The organism is Marinobacterium marinum (assembly GCF_013868415.1).
Taxonomy (GTDB): Bacteria; Pseudomonadota; Gammaproteobacteria; order Pseudomonadales; family Balneatricaceae; genus Marinobacterium; species Marinobacterium marinum.
The window spans coordinates 190,549-206,948 of record NZ_JACEMT010000046.1 but is presented as its reverse complement, the minus strand read 5'-3'; the positions used below and the strand labels follow the sequence as shown (position 1 = coordinate 206,948).

The following is a 16,400-nucleotide window of genomic DNA, read 5'->3' as shown; positions in this document are numbered from 1 at the left end:
CAACGCCTGACTCGCAGGTAGAACCAAGAGGCTTGATATCAACATGCTCGTACTGCGTGGAGCTCCAGCTCTTTCGTCTTTTCGTCATGCAAAACTTCTGTCCCGGATCCAGTCACAGTTACCGGTCGTGACAGCTCTGTATGCAGAATACACCCATTTTGCAGATCTGCAGCGTGATCTGGAAGCGCACGAGTCTCAGGTGCTTGATCGTATCCTGCGCTATGGCCCCAAGGCCTGCTCCGAGGAGCCGGCCGGTGAGCTGTTTCTGGTCGTGCCGCGTCCGGGAACCATTTCGCCCTGGTCGAGTAAGGCTACCGATATTGCCCTTAACTGCGGCCTGAATGCAATCGGACGGCTGGAGCGTGGTGTCGCTTATTATGTGCGCAGCGAGCAGGCCCTCACGGCTGAGCAGCGAGAGCAGGTAGCTGCGCTGCTGCATGACCGCATGGTTGAAGTGGTCATGGCCGAGCTGAACCAGGCCGAGGCCCTGTTCCGTCACGAGCAGCCGCGTCCGATGTCGCAGGTTGATATTCTGGCGGGTGGCCGTGACGCTCTGGCCGCCGCCAATACCGAGTTGGGTCTGGCGCTTGCTGAAGATGAGATCGATTATTTGGTCGAAAGTTTCAACGGATTGGGACGTAACCCCAATGATGTTGAGCTGATGATGTTTGCGCAGGCAAACTCAGAGCATTGCCGTCATAAAATTTTTAATGCCAGCTGGGATATTGACGGTGTGCGGCAGGAGCATTCCCTGTTTGCGATGATCCGCAATACTTATAACCAGTGCGGTGAGAATGTTCTGTCCGCCTACAAGGATAACGCATCCGTTATTGTGGGCAGCACGGCGGGGCGTTTCTATCCGGATCCGGCCACCGGTCAGTATGGTTACAACACCGAAGCGATCCACATTCTGATGAAGGTGGAAACGCATAATCACCCGACCGCCATTGCACCCTTCTCGGGTGCGGCAACCGGTTCCGGTGGCGAGATTCGTGATGAGGGTGCGACCGGGCGTGGCTCCAAGCCCAAGGCAGGCTTGACCGGCTTCACGGTATCGGACCTGCGCATCCCGGGTTTTGAGCAGCCTTGGGAGTCGGACTACGGCAAGCCGGAGCGTATTGTTTCCGCGCTGGATATCATGCTGGAAGGCCCGATCGGTGGTGCCGCCTTCAACAACGAATTCGGCCGCCCCAACCTGACCGGTTATTTCCGTACCTTTGAGCAGCAGGTGCCGGGAGCCAACGGCAATGAGGTACGTGGTTACCACAAGCCGATCATGATTGCCGGCGGCTTGGGCAACATTCGTGAAAATCATGTCGAAAAAGGCGAAATCACCGTCGGTGCCAAGCTGATCTGCCTGGGTGGTCCGGCGATGCTGATCGGTCTGGGGGGGGGTGCCGCCTCTTCCATGTCTTCCGGCAGCTCTTCCGCCGACCTGGATTTTGCTTCCGTTCAGCGCGGTAACCCGGAAATCGAGCGTCGTTGTCAGGAAGTGATCGACCGCTGCTGGCAGATGGGTGACGACAACCCGATCGCCTTTATCCACGACGTGGGTGCCGGTGGTCTGTCCAACGCCTTCCCCGAGCTGGTAAAAGACGGTGGTCGTGGCGGCAACTTCGAGCTGCGTAACGTCAACAACGATGAGCCGGGCATGTCGCCGCTGGAAATCTGGTGCAACGAAGCCCAGGAACGCTATGTGATGGCGGTGAAGCCGGAAAATCTGGCGCGTTTTGAAGCTATCTGTGAACGTGAGCGCTGCCCGTTTGCGGTAGTGGGTGAAGCGACTGAAGAGCACCACCTGACTCTGGGCGATACTCATTTCGAGAACAAGCCGGTCGACCTGCCGATGAGCGTGCTGTTCGGCAAGCCGCCGAAAATGCACCGCAGCGTCGAGCGCAAGGCTTATGAAGTACCGGAATTCGATACCGCCAAGATTGAACTGGCCGAAGCGGCCGAGCGTGTGCTCAAGCTGCCGGCGGTTGCGTCCAAGTCCTTCCTGATCACTATCGGCGACCGCTCCATTACCGGTACGGTCGCACGTGATCAGATGGTGGGTCCCTGGCAGGTACCGGTAGCTGACTGTGCTGTTACCACGGCGTCCTATGACACCTATGCCGGTGAGGCGATGGCAATGGGCGAGCGTACCCCGCTGGCGCTGATCGACTCTCCGGCCTCTGGCCGCATGGCGATCGGTGAGACCATCACCAACCTGGCGGCTGCGCGTATCGGTCAGCTGGCCGACATCAAGCTGTCTGCCAACTGGATGTGTGCGGCCGGTCACGCCGGTGAAGATGAAAAACTGTATGACACCGTCAAGGCGGTGGGTATGGAGCTGTGCCCGGAGCTGGGCATCACCATCCCGGTGGGCAAGGACTCCATGTCCATGCGTACCGTCTGGGATGACAACGGCGAGCAGAAGAGCGTAACCGCGCCGATGTCACTGATCATCTCCGGCTTCGCGCCGGTGCTGGATGCACGCAAGACACTGACGCCTCAGCTGCGTACCGACAAGGGCGAAACCGATCTGGTCCTGCTGGATCTGGGTAATGGCCAGAACCGCATGGGTCTGTCCGCGCTGGCACAGGTGTACAACGAAGTCGGTCAGAACGTACCGGATGTGGATAACGCCGAGCTGTTGGCCAATTTCTTCGCTGCCATTCAGGAATTGAACGAGCAGGGCCTGATCCTGGCCTACCATGACCGTGCCGATGGTGGTCTGCTGGCGACCATTGCCGAGATGGGGTTTGCCGGTCGTACCGGTATTGACCTGAATCTGGATCTGCTGGCTGAAGACAGCTCTGAGCTGGCAGCAGCACTGTTCAATGAAGAGCTGGGCGCGGTGATCCAGATTCGTCGTGAAGATATGGAAACCGTTTTCAATGAACTGAACGCGGCGGGCCTGGCTGACGTGGCCAAGGTGGTGGGTACGTTGAACCCGGATCTGCAGCTGAACTGCTTCTTTGACGATGAAGAAGTGTATAGCGCCGATCTGATCCAGTTGCAGCGCTGGTGGGCGGAAACATCCTTCCGTATTCAGTCCATGCGTGACAACTCTGATTGTGCACAGCAGGAGTTTGATCGTTTGCTGGATCGCGAAGATCCGGGTCTGAATGTCGGCTTGAGCTTTGATCAGAATGATGATGTGGCCGCTGGCTTCATCGCGTCTGGTGTGCGCCCGAAAGTTGCAATTCTGCGAGAGCAGGGCGTGAATGGTCAGGTCGAAATGGCGGCGGCGTTTGACCGTGCAGGCTTCGAAGCGATCGACGTGCATATGAGCGATATCCTGGCGGGCCGTATCACCCTGGATCAGTTCCGTGGCCTGGTCGCCTGTGGCGGCTTCTCGTACGGTGATGTTCTGGGTGCCGGTGAAGGCTGGGCCAAGTCGATTCTGTTCAATACTGTTGCGCGTGAGCAGTTCAGTGCCTTCTTTGAACGTGAAGAAACCTTTGCGCTGGGTGTGTGTAACGGCTGTCAGATGCTGTCCAACCTGCATGAGCTGATTCCGGGGGCTGATCTCTGGCCGCATTTCGTGCGTAACCAGTCCGAGCAGTTTGAAGCGCGGGTGGCCATGGTTGAGGTGCAGGACAGCCCGTCAATCTTCCTGCAGGGTATGGCGGGTTCCCGTATGCCGATCGCGATTGCGCATGGTGAAGGACGTGCGGAATTCGAAGATGATGCTCAGATGCGCATGCTGAACGAATCCGGTACTGTATCGCTGCGCTATGTGGATAACCGAGGCGAGGTAACGACTCTGTATCCGGCAAACCCCAACGGTTCTCCGCTGGGTATTACAGGTCTGACAACGCCTGATGGGCGGGTGACCATTATGATGCCGCACCCTGAGCGTGTCTTCCGTAGTGTCCAGAATTCATGGGCTCCGGATGATTGGTCAGAAGACGGTGCCTGGATGCGGATGTTCCGCAATGCCCGTGTTTGGGTCGGTGAATAATCGAGCCTGACGGGACAGCAAATGAAAACGGCAGCTTCGGCTGCCGTTTTTTGTATGTGGGTGATGACGATAGTCAGGGGTTGACGTAGCTGAAGCCTTGTTGCTGTAAGCGGATGATTTCCGGCAGTCCGGCCTGAACAACCTCATCCGCCTCCACTTCATATAATGCATCGCGAGTGATGTTGTAGCCATCCAGGCTGTTGCCGCAAATGATGAAGCGGGCGCCGCTGAGGCGCAGGGTGTCGAGAGTGATTTGCTTGTCGCTATCCTGTTGTGCGGCGATGAAATACTCGATCGCCTTGCCGTGCACAATCGCTCTCAGGTCAATATTGGCCTCGCCCACCGCCTGGATGTGGTTGCTGATATTGTTGAAGGTGGCCGACAGTCGGGCGGGGTCATTGTAATTGATGTGGTAAACCACCTTTTGCGCTGGGTAAGCGGGCTCCGCGTGCAGGGGGAGGGTGGTGAATATGAGCACCCACGTCAGAAACAGTGACTTGAACATGAGGGGTATCTCCTGAAGCAGGCATAAAAAAAGCCGGCACTAGGCCGGCTTCCTTGAGCTTGAAGCGGTGTTGGCAGATTACTGCTGAACGCGCTTCTGGCCCATGATTTCTACGTCTACACGACGGTCCGGACGCAGACAAGCGATCAGCTCGGCGCCACGACCGGTGCAGTTTGCAACCGGAGCGGACTCGCCCATGAAGCCGATGGACATTTTGCTGGCGTCAACACCAGCCTGTTCCAGCTTGGAGGCAACTGCGCGTGCGCGACGCTCAGACAGCTTTTCGTTGTAAGCAGCGGAACCGATGAAGTCAGCGTAACCAACCAGTTTTACGCTCTGCAGGCTGGCCAGAGAGCCGATGTAGTTTACGACGTTGCTTACGTCGTCAACCTTGGTGCTGTCGAAGTCGAAGTACAGAGCGAACTTCTTCTCAACGTCAGCCATGGTTGCTGCCGGTACTGGAGCGGGTGCAGGTGCAGGCTCTTCAGCCTTGGCCATCACGTTGTCGCAACCTTCAACAGCCTGGTCTTCAGACCAGAAGCTGGTGTGCCAGCACTCACCGAAGCTGGTGCGCCAGATTGTGTCGTCAGAGTTTGCGGCATAACCCGGTACTGCAGCCTGAGCAGCAGAAGCTCCCAGAGCCATCGCCAGTCCAGCAGCAATTGCAATCTTTTTCATCATCATATCCTTGTGCCAGGTTGGATGTTTTAATTTGCAAAAAGTTTAGTACATTACAGCAGTTTTCGCCTTAACAGCAGCCGAAAGCCTGCGCTTCATGTGGCAGGTTGCTTGTGTCTGGGCTGTATCAGCTACCACTATACTAACTTAAGGCAGAACTTTTTTATACGGTTTAATGATTACTTTTTGGTAGACATCGGCCGCGCAATAGGGGTCGGCATCGGCCCACTGCTGTGCCGCTTCCAGTGAATCGAACTCGGCAATGATCAGGCTGCCGGTAAATCCTGCGGGGCCCGGGTCTTCACTGTCAATGGCGGGGTGCGGGCCAGCGACCAGAAGGCGGCCCTGCTGTTTCAGCTCTTCCAGTCGGGCCAGGTGCTCGGGGCGGGCGGCCATACGTTTATCAAGCACGTTGTCTTTATCTTCGGCCATGATTGCGTAGTACATCAGTGTTCTCCGTTATGTTGGTCCTGGTCAGGCATGTGGCGAGAGATATACACACCCTGTGCAATGATGAATACCAGGGTGCAGCCCAGCATGCCGAACAGTTTGAAATTGACCCAGGCTTCTTCGCTAAAGGTATAGACAACCGCCAGATTGAGTATGCCCATCAATACGAAAAATACGGTCCAGCCCATATTCAATTGTCGCCATATTCGTTTCGGGAGCTCTATACTGCTTTCCATCATGCGCTGTACGATGGTTTTTTGTCCGATAAAATGGCTGCCGAAAAAAGCGAGGGCAAAAAGCCAGTTGACGACGGTGGGCTTCCACTGAATGAAGGCCTTGTTATCCAGTAGGATAGTGGCTCCGCCGAGTACAACCACGAGGCCTAGTGTTACCAGTTGCATTTTCTCGATGCGGTGTGTTTTGAACCAGGTGTATGCCATCTGCAGCAAGGTTGCCGGAATCAGGACGGCGGTTGCCAGAATGATATCGCCACTGAATTTATAGACTGCAAAGAATATAATGACGGGAAGAAAGTCGAGTAATATTTTCATCGTCCTGCTAATCTGACAAGTAAGTGAATATGAAGGGGCGCCCCTTATCGTGACTGACCCTAATGTGGCGGAACAGCCCAAATTTGACCTGCACATGCATAGTACAGCATCCGATGGTGCCCTGTCCCCGACCGAACTGATCGCAAAAGCCGCCGAAGCCTCTATTCGCTATTTGGCCTTGACGGACCATGACACATTGGCAGGGCTGGGTGAAGCTAAAGAGGAGGCGGTGCGCAGGGGGATACACTTTATTCCCGGTGTTGAGCTGACCTGTCGTTGGAATAAGCGCACACTGCATATGTTGGGGCTGAATATTGATCCGGAATATGTCGGTTGGCGGGAGTATGAAGCGCGTCTTCAGGTGTTGCGTGAGCAAAGGGCTGGAACCATAGCGGCTCGTCTGCGTGGCAAGCGAGCACCGGATGATATTCTGGAGCGCGCGCGCGTCTGTGCCGGTCGTGGCCAAATAGGCCGACCCCATTTTGCCCGTGCTTTGCTGGAGGCGGGAATGGTTAGTAGCGAGAATGAGGCCTTTGATCGTTATTTGGGGCAGGGTAAAGTAGGGGACGTTAAGGCCGAATGGCCCGACGTCAGCGAGGTGATCGCTATTGTTCAAGCCAGTGGCGGTTTGGCCATCCTTGCCCATCCGACCAAATATAATATGACGTTTTCCCGATTGAGGTTGCTGTTGTCTTCGTTGGCGGAGGCGGGAGTGGATGGTTTTGAAATTGCCTATCCCGGTATCAGTCAGGATTATATTCGACTGTTGTTGAAGCAGGCCGAAACGCTGGACCTGAAAGTCTCATCGGGAAGTGATTTTCATAACCCCAAGCATCACTGGACAGGGTTGGGGCGTTTCCCTCGGGTCGAGACTATCAGGCATTTGATACATCAATTCTACACGGATATGCCCTGTTGACCGGGAGCGGGGGCGTGCCTATACAGGAGGCTTTATGAGCCAGTTTTTTCAGATCCACCCCGATAACCCGCAGGCTCGCTTGGTGCAGCAGGCGGTCGAGATTCTGCGTCAGGGCGGGGTGATTATTTATCCCACTGATTGTGCTTATGCCCTGGGCTGTTGTTTGGGTGATAAAAAGGCGGTTGACCGTATCAAGCGTATCCGTCGCCTTGATGACAAACATAACTTTACTCTGGTCTGTGACGATCTGTCCTCCATTGGTACATATGCCAAGGTGGACAATCAGCGGTTCAGGCTTTTAAAGGCACATACGCCAGGGGCTTATACTTTTATTTTGCCGGCCACAACCGAGGTTCCGCGCAGGCTGCTGCATCCGAAGCGGCGTACTATCGGCATTCGGGTGCCTGATAATGCAATAGTGGCTGCCTTACTGTCTCAGTTGGGTGAGCCTATAATGAGTACCTCACTGATACTGCCGGATGAAGAGCTGCCATTAACCGATCCTTATGAAATGCGGGACCTGCTTCAGCAGCAGGTCGATCTGATTATAGATGGCGGTTATTGCGGCATGGAAGCAACCAGTGTTATCAATATGATTGAAGATGCTCCCGAGATCGTGAGAGAAGGAGCGGGGAATACCGATCATTTTAAATAGTCGTTTTTTTCATTGAAAAAAAGTCTTTTATGGCGATAATTAAAGTTAATTAAACGACTGAAGACGGCTCTTTATAATGACTGACTTTATTAAGATACTGACTCGCAAGAACTCTTTGCGTAAGCAATGCAATGAAAATAAGCTGAGCGTGGCTGACCTGGACAAGGTAATTGCCGACCTGAACGATATTCGTGCTGAAATTGAAACCGAAGCTCTGCGTCAGGCTGAGCAAGAGCAGATGAAGCAGCAGCAGGTAGAAGAGATTCAGCGCCTGATGAAAGAAGCGGGTATTGGGCTGAATGAACTCAAGCAGGGTGCTGAGCCTGTTGCACGCAAGTCCGTCAAGGCCAAATACGTGATTGTCGACAGCGAAGGGCAAGAGCATAGCTGGTCTGGCCGTGGTCGCACGCCGATCATTTTCCGTGAATACATGGAGAAAAACGGTCTGAGCAAGGAACAGTTGCCGACTGTTGAATGATCAGGCATTATGCTGGCACGTTAGAAGCCTCTTCGGGGATACCTGAAGGGGCTTTTTTGATTGTTTGATATAAAGTGCGGTGCCCGAAGCGCGGGTGCTGCGGGAGACGTCAAAATGCATGATGAGAAGTTGCAAAAGGTTTTGGCGCGTTCCGGTTTTGGCTCGCGTCGTGAGATGGAGCGTTGGATTGAAAGTGGTCGTATTATCCTGAATGACCAGCCAGCGACTCTGGGCGATCGAGTGAGCAGCGAGGATCGTGTCAGTGTTGATGGTAAAGAGGTTGAGCTGACGTTTTCAGCGACAGCCGAGCGCCGGGTACTGGTGTATAACAAGCCGCTGGGTGAGGTGTGTACACGGCATGACCCGGAGGGGCGTCCGACGGTTTTTGATAATCTGCCACCTTTGAAGCAGGGGCGCTGGGTCGCCATTGGGCGTTTGGATATTAATACCAGTGGCTTGCTGATTTTTACCACCGACGGTGAGCTGGCCAACCGGATGATGCATCCGTCCATGCAGATCGACCGTGAATATGCCGTGCGCGTATTGGGTGATGTGGATGATGCCATGCTTGAGCGTCTGAAGCAGGGTGTACTGCTGGATGATGGCATGGCTCGGTTTACCGATGTGCGCTACTTCGACGGTGAGGGAGCCAATAAGTGGTATCACTGTGTGGTAATGGAAGGGCGTAATCGAGAAGTGCGTCGCCTGTGGGAGTCTCAGGGGTTGCAGGTCAACCGTTTGAAACGCGTGCGCTTTGGCCCGGTCTTTCTGCCCAGCGATATCAAGGTGGGTACCTGGCGCGAGCTGGGAACGAAAGAGGTGAACCTGCTCTCCGGTGAGCTGGAGCTGGATGTTGCGCTCACGCATCGCCCGACACCGTTGGAGTCGGAGAAGGAGCAGCGCCTCTACAAGCGTCAGCGGGTGCGCCAGTCTGTCATCAAGGGGCAGGCTGTAGAGGAGGGTGCGGCTGCCGTGCGCAAGCCACGCACCAAGGTGCGCTCGGTCGGCAAGCGTCATGTAAGCAAGCGTGGTCGTCGGGTCTAAGTGGTGGTGCAGACTTGAAATTGGATTAAGGGGGCGTCGGCCCCCTTTGTGTTTTGGGTGTCAGGCGGACGCGTCGCCCTGGGCATCCAAAGATTGGCCGTTGACTTGGCGGCTGTCAGCCCCCATCAGGTACAGGTAGACGGGCATGATGTCGGCGGGCGCCGGATTGCTTTCTGGTGGCTCGGCGGGGTAGGCATAGGCCCGCATTTGGGTACGTGTTGCCCCCGGATTGATGGCATTTACTCGAATGTTTGGCGTGTTTTCCAGCTCATCGGCCAGTACTTGCATCATGCCTTCGGTGGCGAACTTGGATACTGCATAGGCTCCCCAGTAAGCACGTCCCTTGCGCCCGACGCCGGAAGAAGTGAAAACAACAGAAGCATCACCTGAGCGCTGCAGCAGTGGCAGCAGTGTTTGTGTCATCAGGAAAGGGGCGTGTACATTGACGCGCATAACCTGTTCCCAAGTGATCGGATCGTAGTTTTCAAGTGGAGTGCGCATGCCCAGCAGGCTGGCATTGTGCAGAACGCCATCCAGGCGGCCGAACTCGTCGAACAACTGGTTGCTCAGGTCAATGTAGTCGTGTTCGGCGGCCGACTCCAAGTTCATCGGTACGATGGCCGGCTGAGGATAGCCCGCATTTTCAATTTCGTCGTAGAGTGCTTCCAGCTTTTCCAGTGTTCGGCCCAGCAATACAACGGTGGCACCGTGTGCCGCGTACTGCCAGGCCGCGGCGCGACCTATCCCGTCACCGGCGCCGGTTACCAGAATGATGCGGTCTTTTAGCAGGTCGGCAGGGGCGTTGTAGTGAAACATCCTAAAGCTCCTTGTAAGAGATCTGGCGAAAGCGGGTAGTTAGATCGCCTGCATCATGATTGAGTGTAGCAGGGGTTGTAAGTCGGTCGAGTCGTGGCTGATATAATCGCTGTGCCACTGTTCGGCTGTCTCGCCTGGGTTCAGGTATCCCCAGCCTGCCGCAACGGTTTGCATGCGAGCGGCACGGCCGGCTTCGATATCGCGGACATGGTCGCCTATATACAGGCTTTGCTCGGGCGTGGCGTTTAACTGTCGGCAGGCCAGCAGCAGTCCTTCCGGGTCCGGTTTGGTTTTGCTGACATTCTCCGGGCAGATAATGCTGCCGCAGCGGTGTTCCAGATTCAGAGCTTTCAGCAGAGGGCGAGTAAAGCGTTCTGGCTTGTTGGTGACAATGCCCCAGGGGATGTTGTGCCGTTCCAGCCAGTCAAGTAGTTCGGGCATGCCGGGGAACAGGCTGCTGCTGACGAGCAGTTGTTCGGCATAGTAATCGAGTAGTTGCTGGTGCAGATCAGGAAAGAGGTCGGCATCCGGGCTGATGCCGAAAGCATGGCTGACCATGGCGCGTGCGCCATTGGAAACCTGGCTGCGCAGGGAGTCATACTCGATTGCGGGGCGCCCGGCTTCCGTGAGCATGCGATTGATGATCAGATGAAAGTCGCGCGCGGTATCCAGCAGGGTGCCGTCAAGGTCGAATAGGACGGCAGTAGCGGCGTTCATCGGTGCGCCTCTTTCCGGCAAGCCAGCATGTAGTTGACGTCGACATCACCGGCGTCCAGCCGGTAGGCCTTGGTCAGCGGGTTGTAGACCAGACCGGTGATCTCGCTGATTTCCAATCCCGCCGAGCGGACCATTTGTCCCAGTTCCGCCGGGCGGATGAACTTGTTGAAGTCGTGTGTCCCGGCCGGCACCAGCTTGAGGACTCGTTCGGCTCCCAGAATAGCAAACAGGTAGCTTTTCGGGTTGCGGTTCAGAGTTGACAGAAATACGCTGCCGCCCGGTTTTGTCAGGCGAGCGCAGGCGCGTACGACCGATGCGGGGTCGGGGACGTGCTCCAGCATCTCCAGGCAGGTCACAATGTCGTATTGCTCAGGTTCTTCATCGGCCAGGGCTTCAACAGTGATGCGGCGATAGTTAACGTTTACACCGCTTTCCAGGCCGTGGAGTTTGGCTACCTTAAGTGGGGCTTCGCCCATATCGATGCCGCTGACTTCGGCGCCACGGTGTGCCATGGCTTCCGATAGAATGCCGCCGCCGCAGCCGACATCCAGTACCGTTTTGCCGGCCAGTTGGCCAATCCGGTCAATGAAATCGACGCGCAGCGGGTTGATATCATGCAGAGGCTTGAACTCGCTGTCACGATCCCACCAGCGGCTGGCGAGCTCCTCAAATTTGGCGATTTCAGCCGGGTCCAGGTTCAACCCGCGATCCTCTTTCATGCTCAGTATCCTTGGTCAAGGTTCCAGTTGGCCGCATTCTAGCATCATGGGGTCAGGCGCGGAAATCGGGGGCGGCTTCGTCAGGCCGGGACGGGCTGTGGATTCTGAACGGCCCAATTCGCGTTTCCGATGCAAGATTCCGATTCGGGGCGGGAGAAGAGTTGAGGTTAGCGTGAATTGATCAGTGCTGTGGTATACTTCTCCGGTTTATAAGCGCGCCATCAGGGCGTGCTCGGGTACCGGATCAAGGAAAGCTGTGCGAATGGGTGATTTAGCCAAAGAAGTTCTGCCAGTCAACATTGAAGACGAGCTGAAACAGTCCTACCTCGACTACGCCATGAGCGTAATCGTCGGCCGAGCTCTGCCGGATGTGCGTGACGGTCTGAAACCAGTTCATCGGCGCGTATTGTTCGCCATGAATGAACTCAATAACGCTTGGAACAGGCCTTATTTGAAGTCGGCCCGTGTGGTCGGTGACGTTATCGGTAAGTACCACCCTCACGGTGACAGTGCGGTTTACGACACCATCGTGCGCATGGCGCAGAACTTCTCCATGCGTTATATGCTGGTGGATGGTCAGGGTAACTTCGGTTCTGTCGATGGGGATTCGGCGGCAGCCATGCGTTATACCGAAATTCGCATGGATAAAATATCGCATGAACTGCTGGCCGACCTGGACAAGGAAACGGTCGACTTCGTCGATAACTACGATGGCACTCAGAAAATCCCGGCGGTTCTGCCGACTCGTGCGCCCAACCTGCTACTGAACGGCTCTGCCGGTATCGCGGTGGGGATGGCGACCAACATTCCGCCGCATAACCTGAATGAAGTGGTGCAGGGTTGTATCGAACTGATCAACAACCCGGATATCAGCATCGACGAGTTGATGGAATTCATTCCGGGACCGGACTTCCCGACCGGAGGGATCATTAACGGGCGTGCCGGTATTCTGCAGGCCTACCGAACAGGGCGTGGACGCATCTATGTTCGAGCTCGCCATCATGTAGAAGAGCATCCGAAGAACGGTCGCCCGGTTCTGGTCATCACCGAGATTCCCTATCAGCTCAACAAGGCGCGCCTGATCGAGAAGATAGCGGATCTGGTCAAAGAAAAGAAAATCGAAGGCATCAGCGAGCTGCGTGACGAATCCGACAAGGACGGCATGCGCATCGTGATCGAGCTGCGCCGCGGTGAAGTCCCTGAAGTGGTGATCAACAACCTCTTTACCCAGACTCAGCTGCAGAGCGTGTTCGGCATCAATATGGTCGCTTTGGTGGATGGCCAGCCCAAGATTCTGGATTTGAAAACGATCCTGGAATGCTTTGTGCGTCACCGCCGTGAGGTGGTAACACGCCGTACCCTGTATGAACTGCGCAAGGCTCGTGAGCGTGGCCATGTGCTGGAGGGATTGGCCATTGCGCTGGCCAATATCGATCCGGTCATCGAACTGATCAAACAGTCACCCACGCCGGCCGAGGCCAAAGAACGTTTGGTGGCGAAGGCCTGGGAGCCGGGCAATGTGACCGATATGCTGGATCGTGCCGGTGAAACAGCCTGCCGTCCGGAAGATCTGGCACCGGAGTTCGGTTTGCGTGACGGGCGTTACTACCTGTCCCCCGTACAGGCTCAGGCCATTCTGGATCTGCGCTTGCACCGCCTGACCGGGCTGGAGCATGAAAAGCTGATTGCGGAATATCGCGAGCTGCTGGAAAAAATTACCGAACTGATGCATATCCTGGGTTCTTACGAGCGCCTGATGGAGGTGATTCGCGAAGAGCTTGAAGCATTGGTCGCGGAGTTCGCTGATGAGCGCCGTACCGAAATTCAGGCGTCCATGCAGGATTTGACCGTTGCGGATCTGATTACCGAAGAGGATATGGTGGTGACCATTTCCCATGCCGGTTATGCCAAGACCCAACCATTGACGGATTATCAGGCTCAGCGTCGTGGCGGCAAGGGCAAGTCGGCCACGGCGATGAAAGATGAAGACTTCATCGAGCATCTGTTGATCGCCAATACACACGATACCGTGTTGTGCTTTACCAATATGGGCAAAGTGTACTGGCTGAAAGTGTATGAAATTCCGCCGGCCAGCCGTGCCTCCCGCGGTCGCCCGGTCATCAATATATTGCCACTGGCCGAGGGTGAATGGATCAGTACGATCCTGCCGGTAAAAGAGTTTGATCCGGAACGCTTCATCTTTATGGCAACAGCCAACGGTACCGTGAAGAAAACCCCGCTGGATGCGTTCTCGCGCCCACGCAGCACGGGTTTGATTGCGTTGGATATTGTCGAGGGTGACCGCCTGATTGGCGCGACTCTGACGAATGGCCAGGATGATGTCATGCTGGTAACAAGTGCCGGCAAGGCCATTCGTTTCAATGAAAACGATGTGCGCGCCATGGGACGTACGGCACGGGGTGTCCGGGGCGTGAAAATGGATGCCGAGGTCAACGTTATCGCCCTGATAGTGCCTCAGGAGGGCGGTGAAGTACTGACAGCATCCGAGCATGGTTACGGCAAGAAGACCCGGGTTGATGAGTTCCCGCTCAGAGGTCGAGGCGGGCAGGGCGTGATTGCCATGCAGTGCACTGACCGTAATGGTCAGCTGGCCGGAGCGGTGCAGGTTTTCGAAGGCGATGATGTCATGCTGATCAGTGATCGTGGCACCCTGGTACGGACACGTAGTGGCGAAATTTCCAGTCTGGGACGTAACACCCAGGGCGTGATGCTGATCCGTCTGGTTGAAGAAGAAGCCTTGGTCGGTATTGCTCGCATCGAAGAGCCCGAGGATGACGACGCCGAAGAAGAGATTGAGGGGAATGACGAGCAGCATGCCGTTGACCCGATCGACTCAGCTACATCGACAGCAGAGGCTGGCGATGCGCGGCTCGGTGCCAGTGACGAATAATCCCGTTGATATAGTGGAAGCAAGAATCGATATGACGCGCAAATACAATTTCAGTGCAGGGCCTTCCGCATTGCCGGAAGAGGTGCTCCTGCAGGCTCAGGCTGAACTGCTGGATTGGCATGACAAGGGGCTCTCCATCATGGAAATGAGCCATCGTAGCAGTGAATATGTTGGAGTGGCGGTGCAGGCCGAACAGGACCTGCGCGACCTGATGGGCATCCCTGACAATTACAAGGTGCTGTTTTTGCAGGGTGGTGCCAGCGCTCAGTTTGCCATGGTACCGATGAATCTGCTGCGAGACACGGGCGCGGCCGACTATATCAATACAGGTATCTGGTCGAAAAAGGCGATCAAGGAAGCCCAGCGTTATGGTCGCATCAACATTGCGGCCAGTGTCGAGGCCAACAGCTTTACTTCGGCTCCTTCACAGGCTGAATTGCAGCTGGACCCTAAGGCTGCCTATCTGCATTACACCACCAACGAAACAATTGGTGGTGTCGAATTTGATTACATCCCCGACAGCGGTGACGTACCGTTGGTAGCAGACATGTCCTCCGATATTCTGTCGGCTCCGGTGGATGTCAGCCGTTTCGGATTGATCTACGCCGGTGCGCAGAAAAATATCGGCCCTGCCGGTTTGACCGTGGTGATTGTACGTGAAGACCTGATCGGGCAGACGCTGCCGGGGACGCCCAGCATGTATGACTACAAGCTGCATGCCGATGCGGACTCCATGAACAATACGCCCCCGACTTTTGGCTGGTACCTGGCAGGGCTGGTGTTCCAGTGGTTGAAACGTCAGGGCGGTGTTGAAGCCATTGCGGAAGTGAATCGCCGCAAGGCTGCCAAGCTCTACGCAGCGATTGATGGCAGTGATTTTTACGGCAACCCGGTTGCAATCGCCAACCGCTCAATCATGAATGTTCCTTTCACTCTGGCGGATACGGCTTTGGAAAAACGATTCCTGGAGCTGGCGGAAGCCGAAGGCATGTTGAACCTGAAAGGGCATCGCTCTGTCGGCGGCATGCGGGCCAGTATCTATAATGCCGTACCCGAGTCGGCGGTGGATGCACTGATCGACTTCATGCAGCGTTTCGAGAAAGAGCAGGCTTGAAATGGACGCGAATCAACCGCCGACAGATGATGCACAAGAAGCGGAACTGCGGGTGTTGCGTGATCAGATTGATGCCGTTGATCGTCGTATTCACCAGCTGTTGAACGAGCGGGCGCGTCTTGCACAGCAGGTTGCTGATGTGAAAGAGCGCTATCGCCGTGGTGATGAGGTGCCCGCATTTTATCGTCCTGAGCGCGAAGCCCAGGTGTTGCGTGCCGTGATGGCACGTAACGAGGGACCACTGGCCGATGCAACAGTGGCGCGTTTGTTTCGCGAGATCATGTCGGTCTGTCTGGCGCTGGAGGAGCCGCTCAAAGTGGTGTTTCTGGGGCCGGAAGGCACCTTTACCCAGCAGGCCGCCCAGAAGCATTTCGGTCAGGCGGCGGAGTGTCATGCCTTGGCAGGACTTGAGCAGGTGTTTACGGCTGTTCAGCAGGGTGAGGCTCACTATGCTGTAGTACCGATTGAAAGCGAAGATGCGGGGCTGATTCGGCACACACTGGACCTGTTTCGCCGGTTTGACCTGTATATCTGCGGTGAGGTGGAACTGTCACCGGAAGCTGCAGCCAGCCGATTGAATCGTTGTCCGCGTTATCTGGTCATCGGGCGTGATGCCATTGGTCCCAGTGGCGAAGACAAAACCTCTCTGCTGCTGATTTGTCAGGATGAGGCCGGGGCTCTGCATGAGCTGCTGGCACCTTTCCACCGTCGTCAGATCAGTCTGACCCGGTTGGAAACCCGAAGCAGCGGGGAGCACGACTGGAAGACGCTGTTTTACGTCGATTTTGAAGGTCATTTCGGCGAAGCGCGTGTGGTTGAGCTGCTGGATGAGCTGAGTGGGCTTCAGGTCGAGGTTAAACATCTGGGGTCCTACCCGAAAGCTGTATTGTAAGT

Annotated in this window: 15 protein-coding genes; 8 read left to right on the top strand and 7 right to left on the bottom strand. The window is 55.8% G+C overall.

Features of this window, described 5'->3' with window-relative positions:
* Nucleotides 1-43 precede the first annotated feature (43 nt).
* Nucleotides 44-3,949, top strand: a complete 3,906-nt coding sequence (gene purL / locus H1S06_RS09090; protein WP_181739375.1) for a phosphoribosylformylglycinamidine synthase — start codon at nucleotides 44-46, stop codon at nucleotides 3,947-3,949.
* Between the two features lie 73 nt (nucleotides 3,950-4,022).
* On the opposite strand, the gene H1S06_RS09085 is transcribed toward purL, so the two are convergent.
* From H1S06_RS09085 to H1S06_RS09070, 4 genes are all read right to left on the bottom strand, one after another.
* Nucleotides 4,023-4,454, bottom strand: a complete 432-nt coding sequence (locus H1S06_RS09085; protein WP_181739373.1) for a DsrE family protein — start codon at nucleotides 4,452-4,454, stop codon at nucleotides 4,023-4,025.
* A gap of 78 nt (nucleotides 4,455-4,532) precedes the next feature.
* On the bottom strand, nucleotides 4,533-5,132 hold the full coding sequence (locus tag H1S06_RS09080) for an OmpA family protein (protein ID WP_181739370.1): 600 nt from the start codon (nucleotides 5,130-5,132) through the stop codon (nucleotides 4,533-4,535).
* A 147-nt stretch (nucleotides 5,133-5,279) separates the two neighbouring features.
* Nucleotides 5,280-5,579 carry a YciI family protein gene (locus H1S06_RS09075; RefSeq protein ID WP_181739368.1) on the bottom strand — a complete coding sequence of 100 codons (300 nt, stop codon included), beginning with the start codon at nucleotides 5,577-5,579 and terminating at the stop codon, nucleotides 5,280-5,282.
* A complete protein-coding gene (locus tag H1S06_RS09070; RefSeq protein WP_181739366.1) occupies nucleotides 5,579-6,133 on the bottom strand; it encodes a septation protein A in 555 nt (184 codons plus the stop codon). The genes H1S06_RS09075 and H1S06_RS09070 overlap by 1 nt, the downstream gene beginning before the upstream one ends.
* A 49-nt stretch (nucleotides 6,134-6,182) precedes the next feature.
* On the opposite strand from H1S06_RS09070, the gene H1S06_RS09065 reads away from it, so the two are divergent.
* From H1S06_RS09065 to rluB, 4 genes are all read left to right on the top strand, one after another.
* A complete protein-coding gene (locus H1S06_RS09065; RefSeq protein ID WP_328515326.1) occupies nucleotides 6,183-7,052 on the top strand; it encodes a PHP domain-containing protein in 870 nt (289 codons plus the stop codon).
* Between the two features lie 34 nt (nucleotides 7,053-7,086).
* Nucleotides 7,087-7,707, top strand: a complete 621-nt coding sequence (locus H1S06_RS09060; RefSeq protein WP_181739364.1) for an L-threonylcarbamoyladenylate synthase — start codon at nucleotides 7,087-7,089, stop codon at nucleotides 7,705-7,707.
* Between the two features lie 76 nt (nucleotides 7,708-7,783).
* Nucleotides 7,784-8,185 carry an H-NS histone family protein gene (locus tag H1S06_RS09055; protein WP_181739362.1) on the top strand — a complete coding sequence of 134 codons (402 nt, stop codon included), beginning with the start codon at nucleotides 7,784-7,786 and terminating at the stop codon, nucleotides 8,183-8,185.
* A gap of 114 nt (nucleotides 8,186-8,299) precedes the next feature.
* Entirely contained in the window at nucleotides 8,300-9,229 is a 930-nt protein-coding gene (rluB, locus tag H1S06_RS09050; protein WP_181739359.1) for a 23S rRNA pseudouridine(2605) synthase RluB, read from the top strand.
* Nucleotides 9,230-9,289: 60 nt separating this feature from the next.
* Here the strand turns inward: rluB and H1S06_RS09045 are convergent, their stop codons facing one another.
* Genes H1S06_RS09045 through ubiG form a run of 3 tightly spaced genes read right to left on the bottom strand, consistent with a single transcriptional unit; the run spans nucleotide 9,290 to nucleotide 11,481 of the window.
* Complete coding sequence (locus H1S06_RS09045) at nucleotides 9,290-10,045, bottom strand: YciK family oxidoreductase (protein WP_181739357.1); 756 nt, start codon at nucleotides 10,043-10,045, stop codon at nucleotides 9,290-9,292.
* A 39-nt stretch (nucleotides 10,046-10,084) separates the two neighbouring features.
* Nucleotides 10,085-10,762: an HAD family hydrolase gene (locus tag H1S06_RS09040; RefSeq protein ID WP_181739355.1), complete on the bottom strand. Its 678-nt coding sequence runs from the start codon at nucleotides 10,760-10,762 to the stop codon at nucleotides 10,085-10,087.
* Nucleotides 10,759-11,481, bottom strand: coding sequence for a bifunctional 2-polyprenyl-6-hydroxyphenol methylase/3-demethylubiquinol 3-O-methyltransferase UbiG (ubiG, locus tag H1S06_RS09035; RefSeq protein WP_181739353.1), 723 nt, complete (start codon nucleotides 11,479-11,481; stop codon nucleotides 10,759-10,761). Before ubiG ends, H1S06_RS09040 begins: the two co-directional genes overlap by 4 nt.
* 262 nt (nucleotides 11,482-11,743) lie before the next feature.
* Between ubiG and gyrA the strand changes: the two genes are divergently transcribed.
* The 3 genes from gyrA to pheA are packed head-to-tail and all read left to right on the top strand — an operon-like array spanning nucleotide 11,744 to nucleotide 16,398.
* Entirely contained in the window at nucleotides 11,744-14,392 is a 2,649-nt protein-coding gene (gene gyrA / locus H1S06_RS09030; RefSeq protein ID WP_181739351.1) for a DNA gyrase subunit A, read from the top strand.
* Nucleotides 14,393-14,423: 31 nt separating this feature from the next.
* Nucleotides 14,424-15,506, top strand: a complete 1,083-nt coding sequence (serC, locus tag H1S06_RS09025) for a 3-phosphoserine/phosphohydroxythreonine transaminase (RefSeq protein ID WP_181739349.1) — start codon at nucleotides 14,424-14,426, stop codon at nucleotides 15,504-15,506.
* A gap of 1 nt (nucleotide 15,507) precedes the next feature.
* Nucleotides 15,508-16,398: a chorismate mutase gene (gene pheA / locus H1S06_RS09020; RefSeq protein WP_181739347.1), complete on the top strand. Its 891-nt coding sequence runs from the start codon at nucleotides 15,508-15,510 to the stop codon at nucleotides 16,396-16,398.
* Nucleotides 16,399-16,400: the final 2 nt, after the last annotated feature.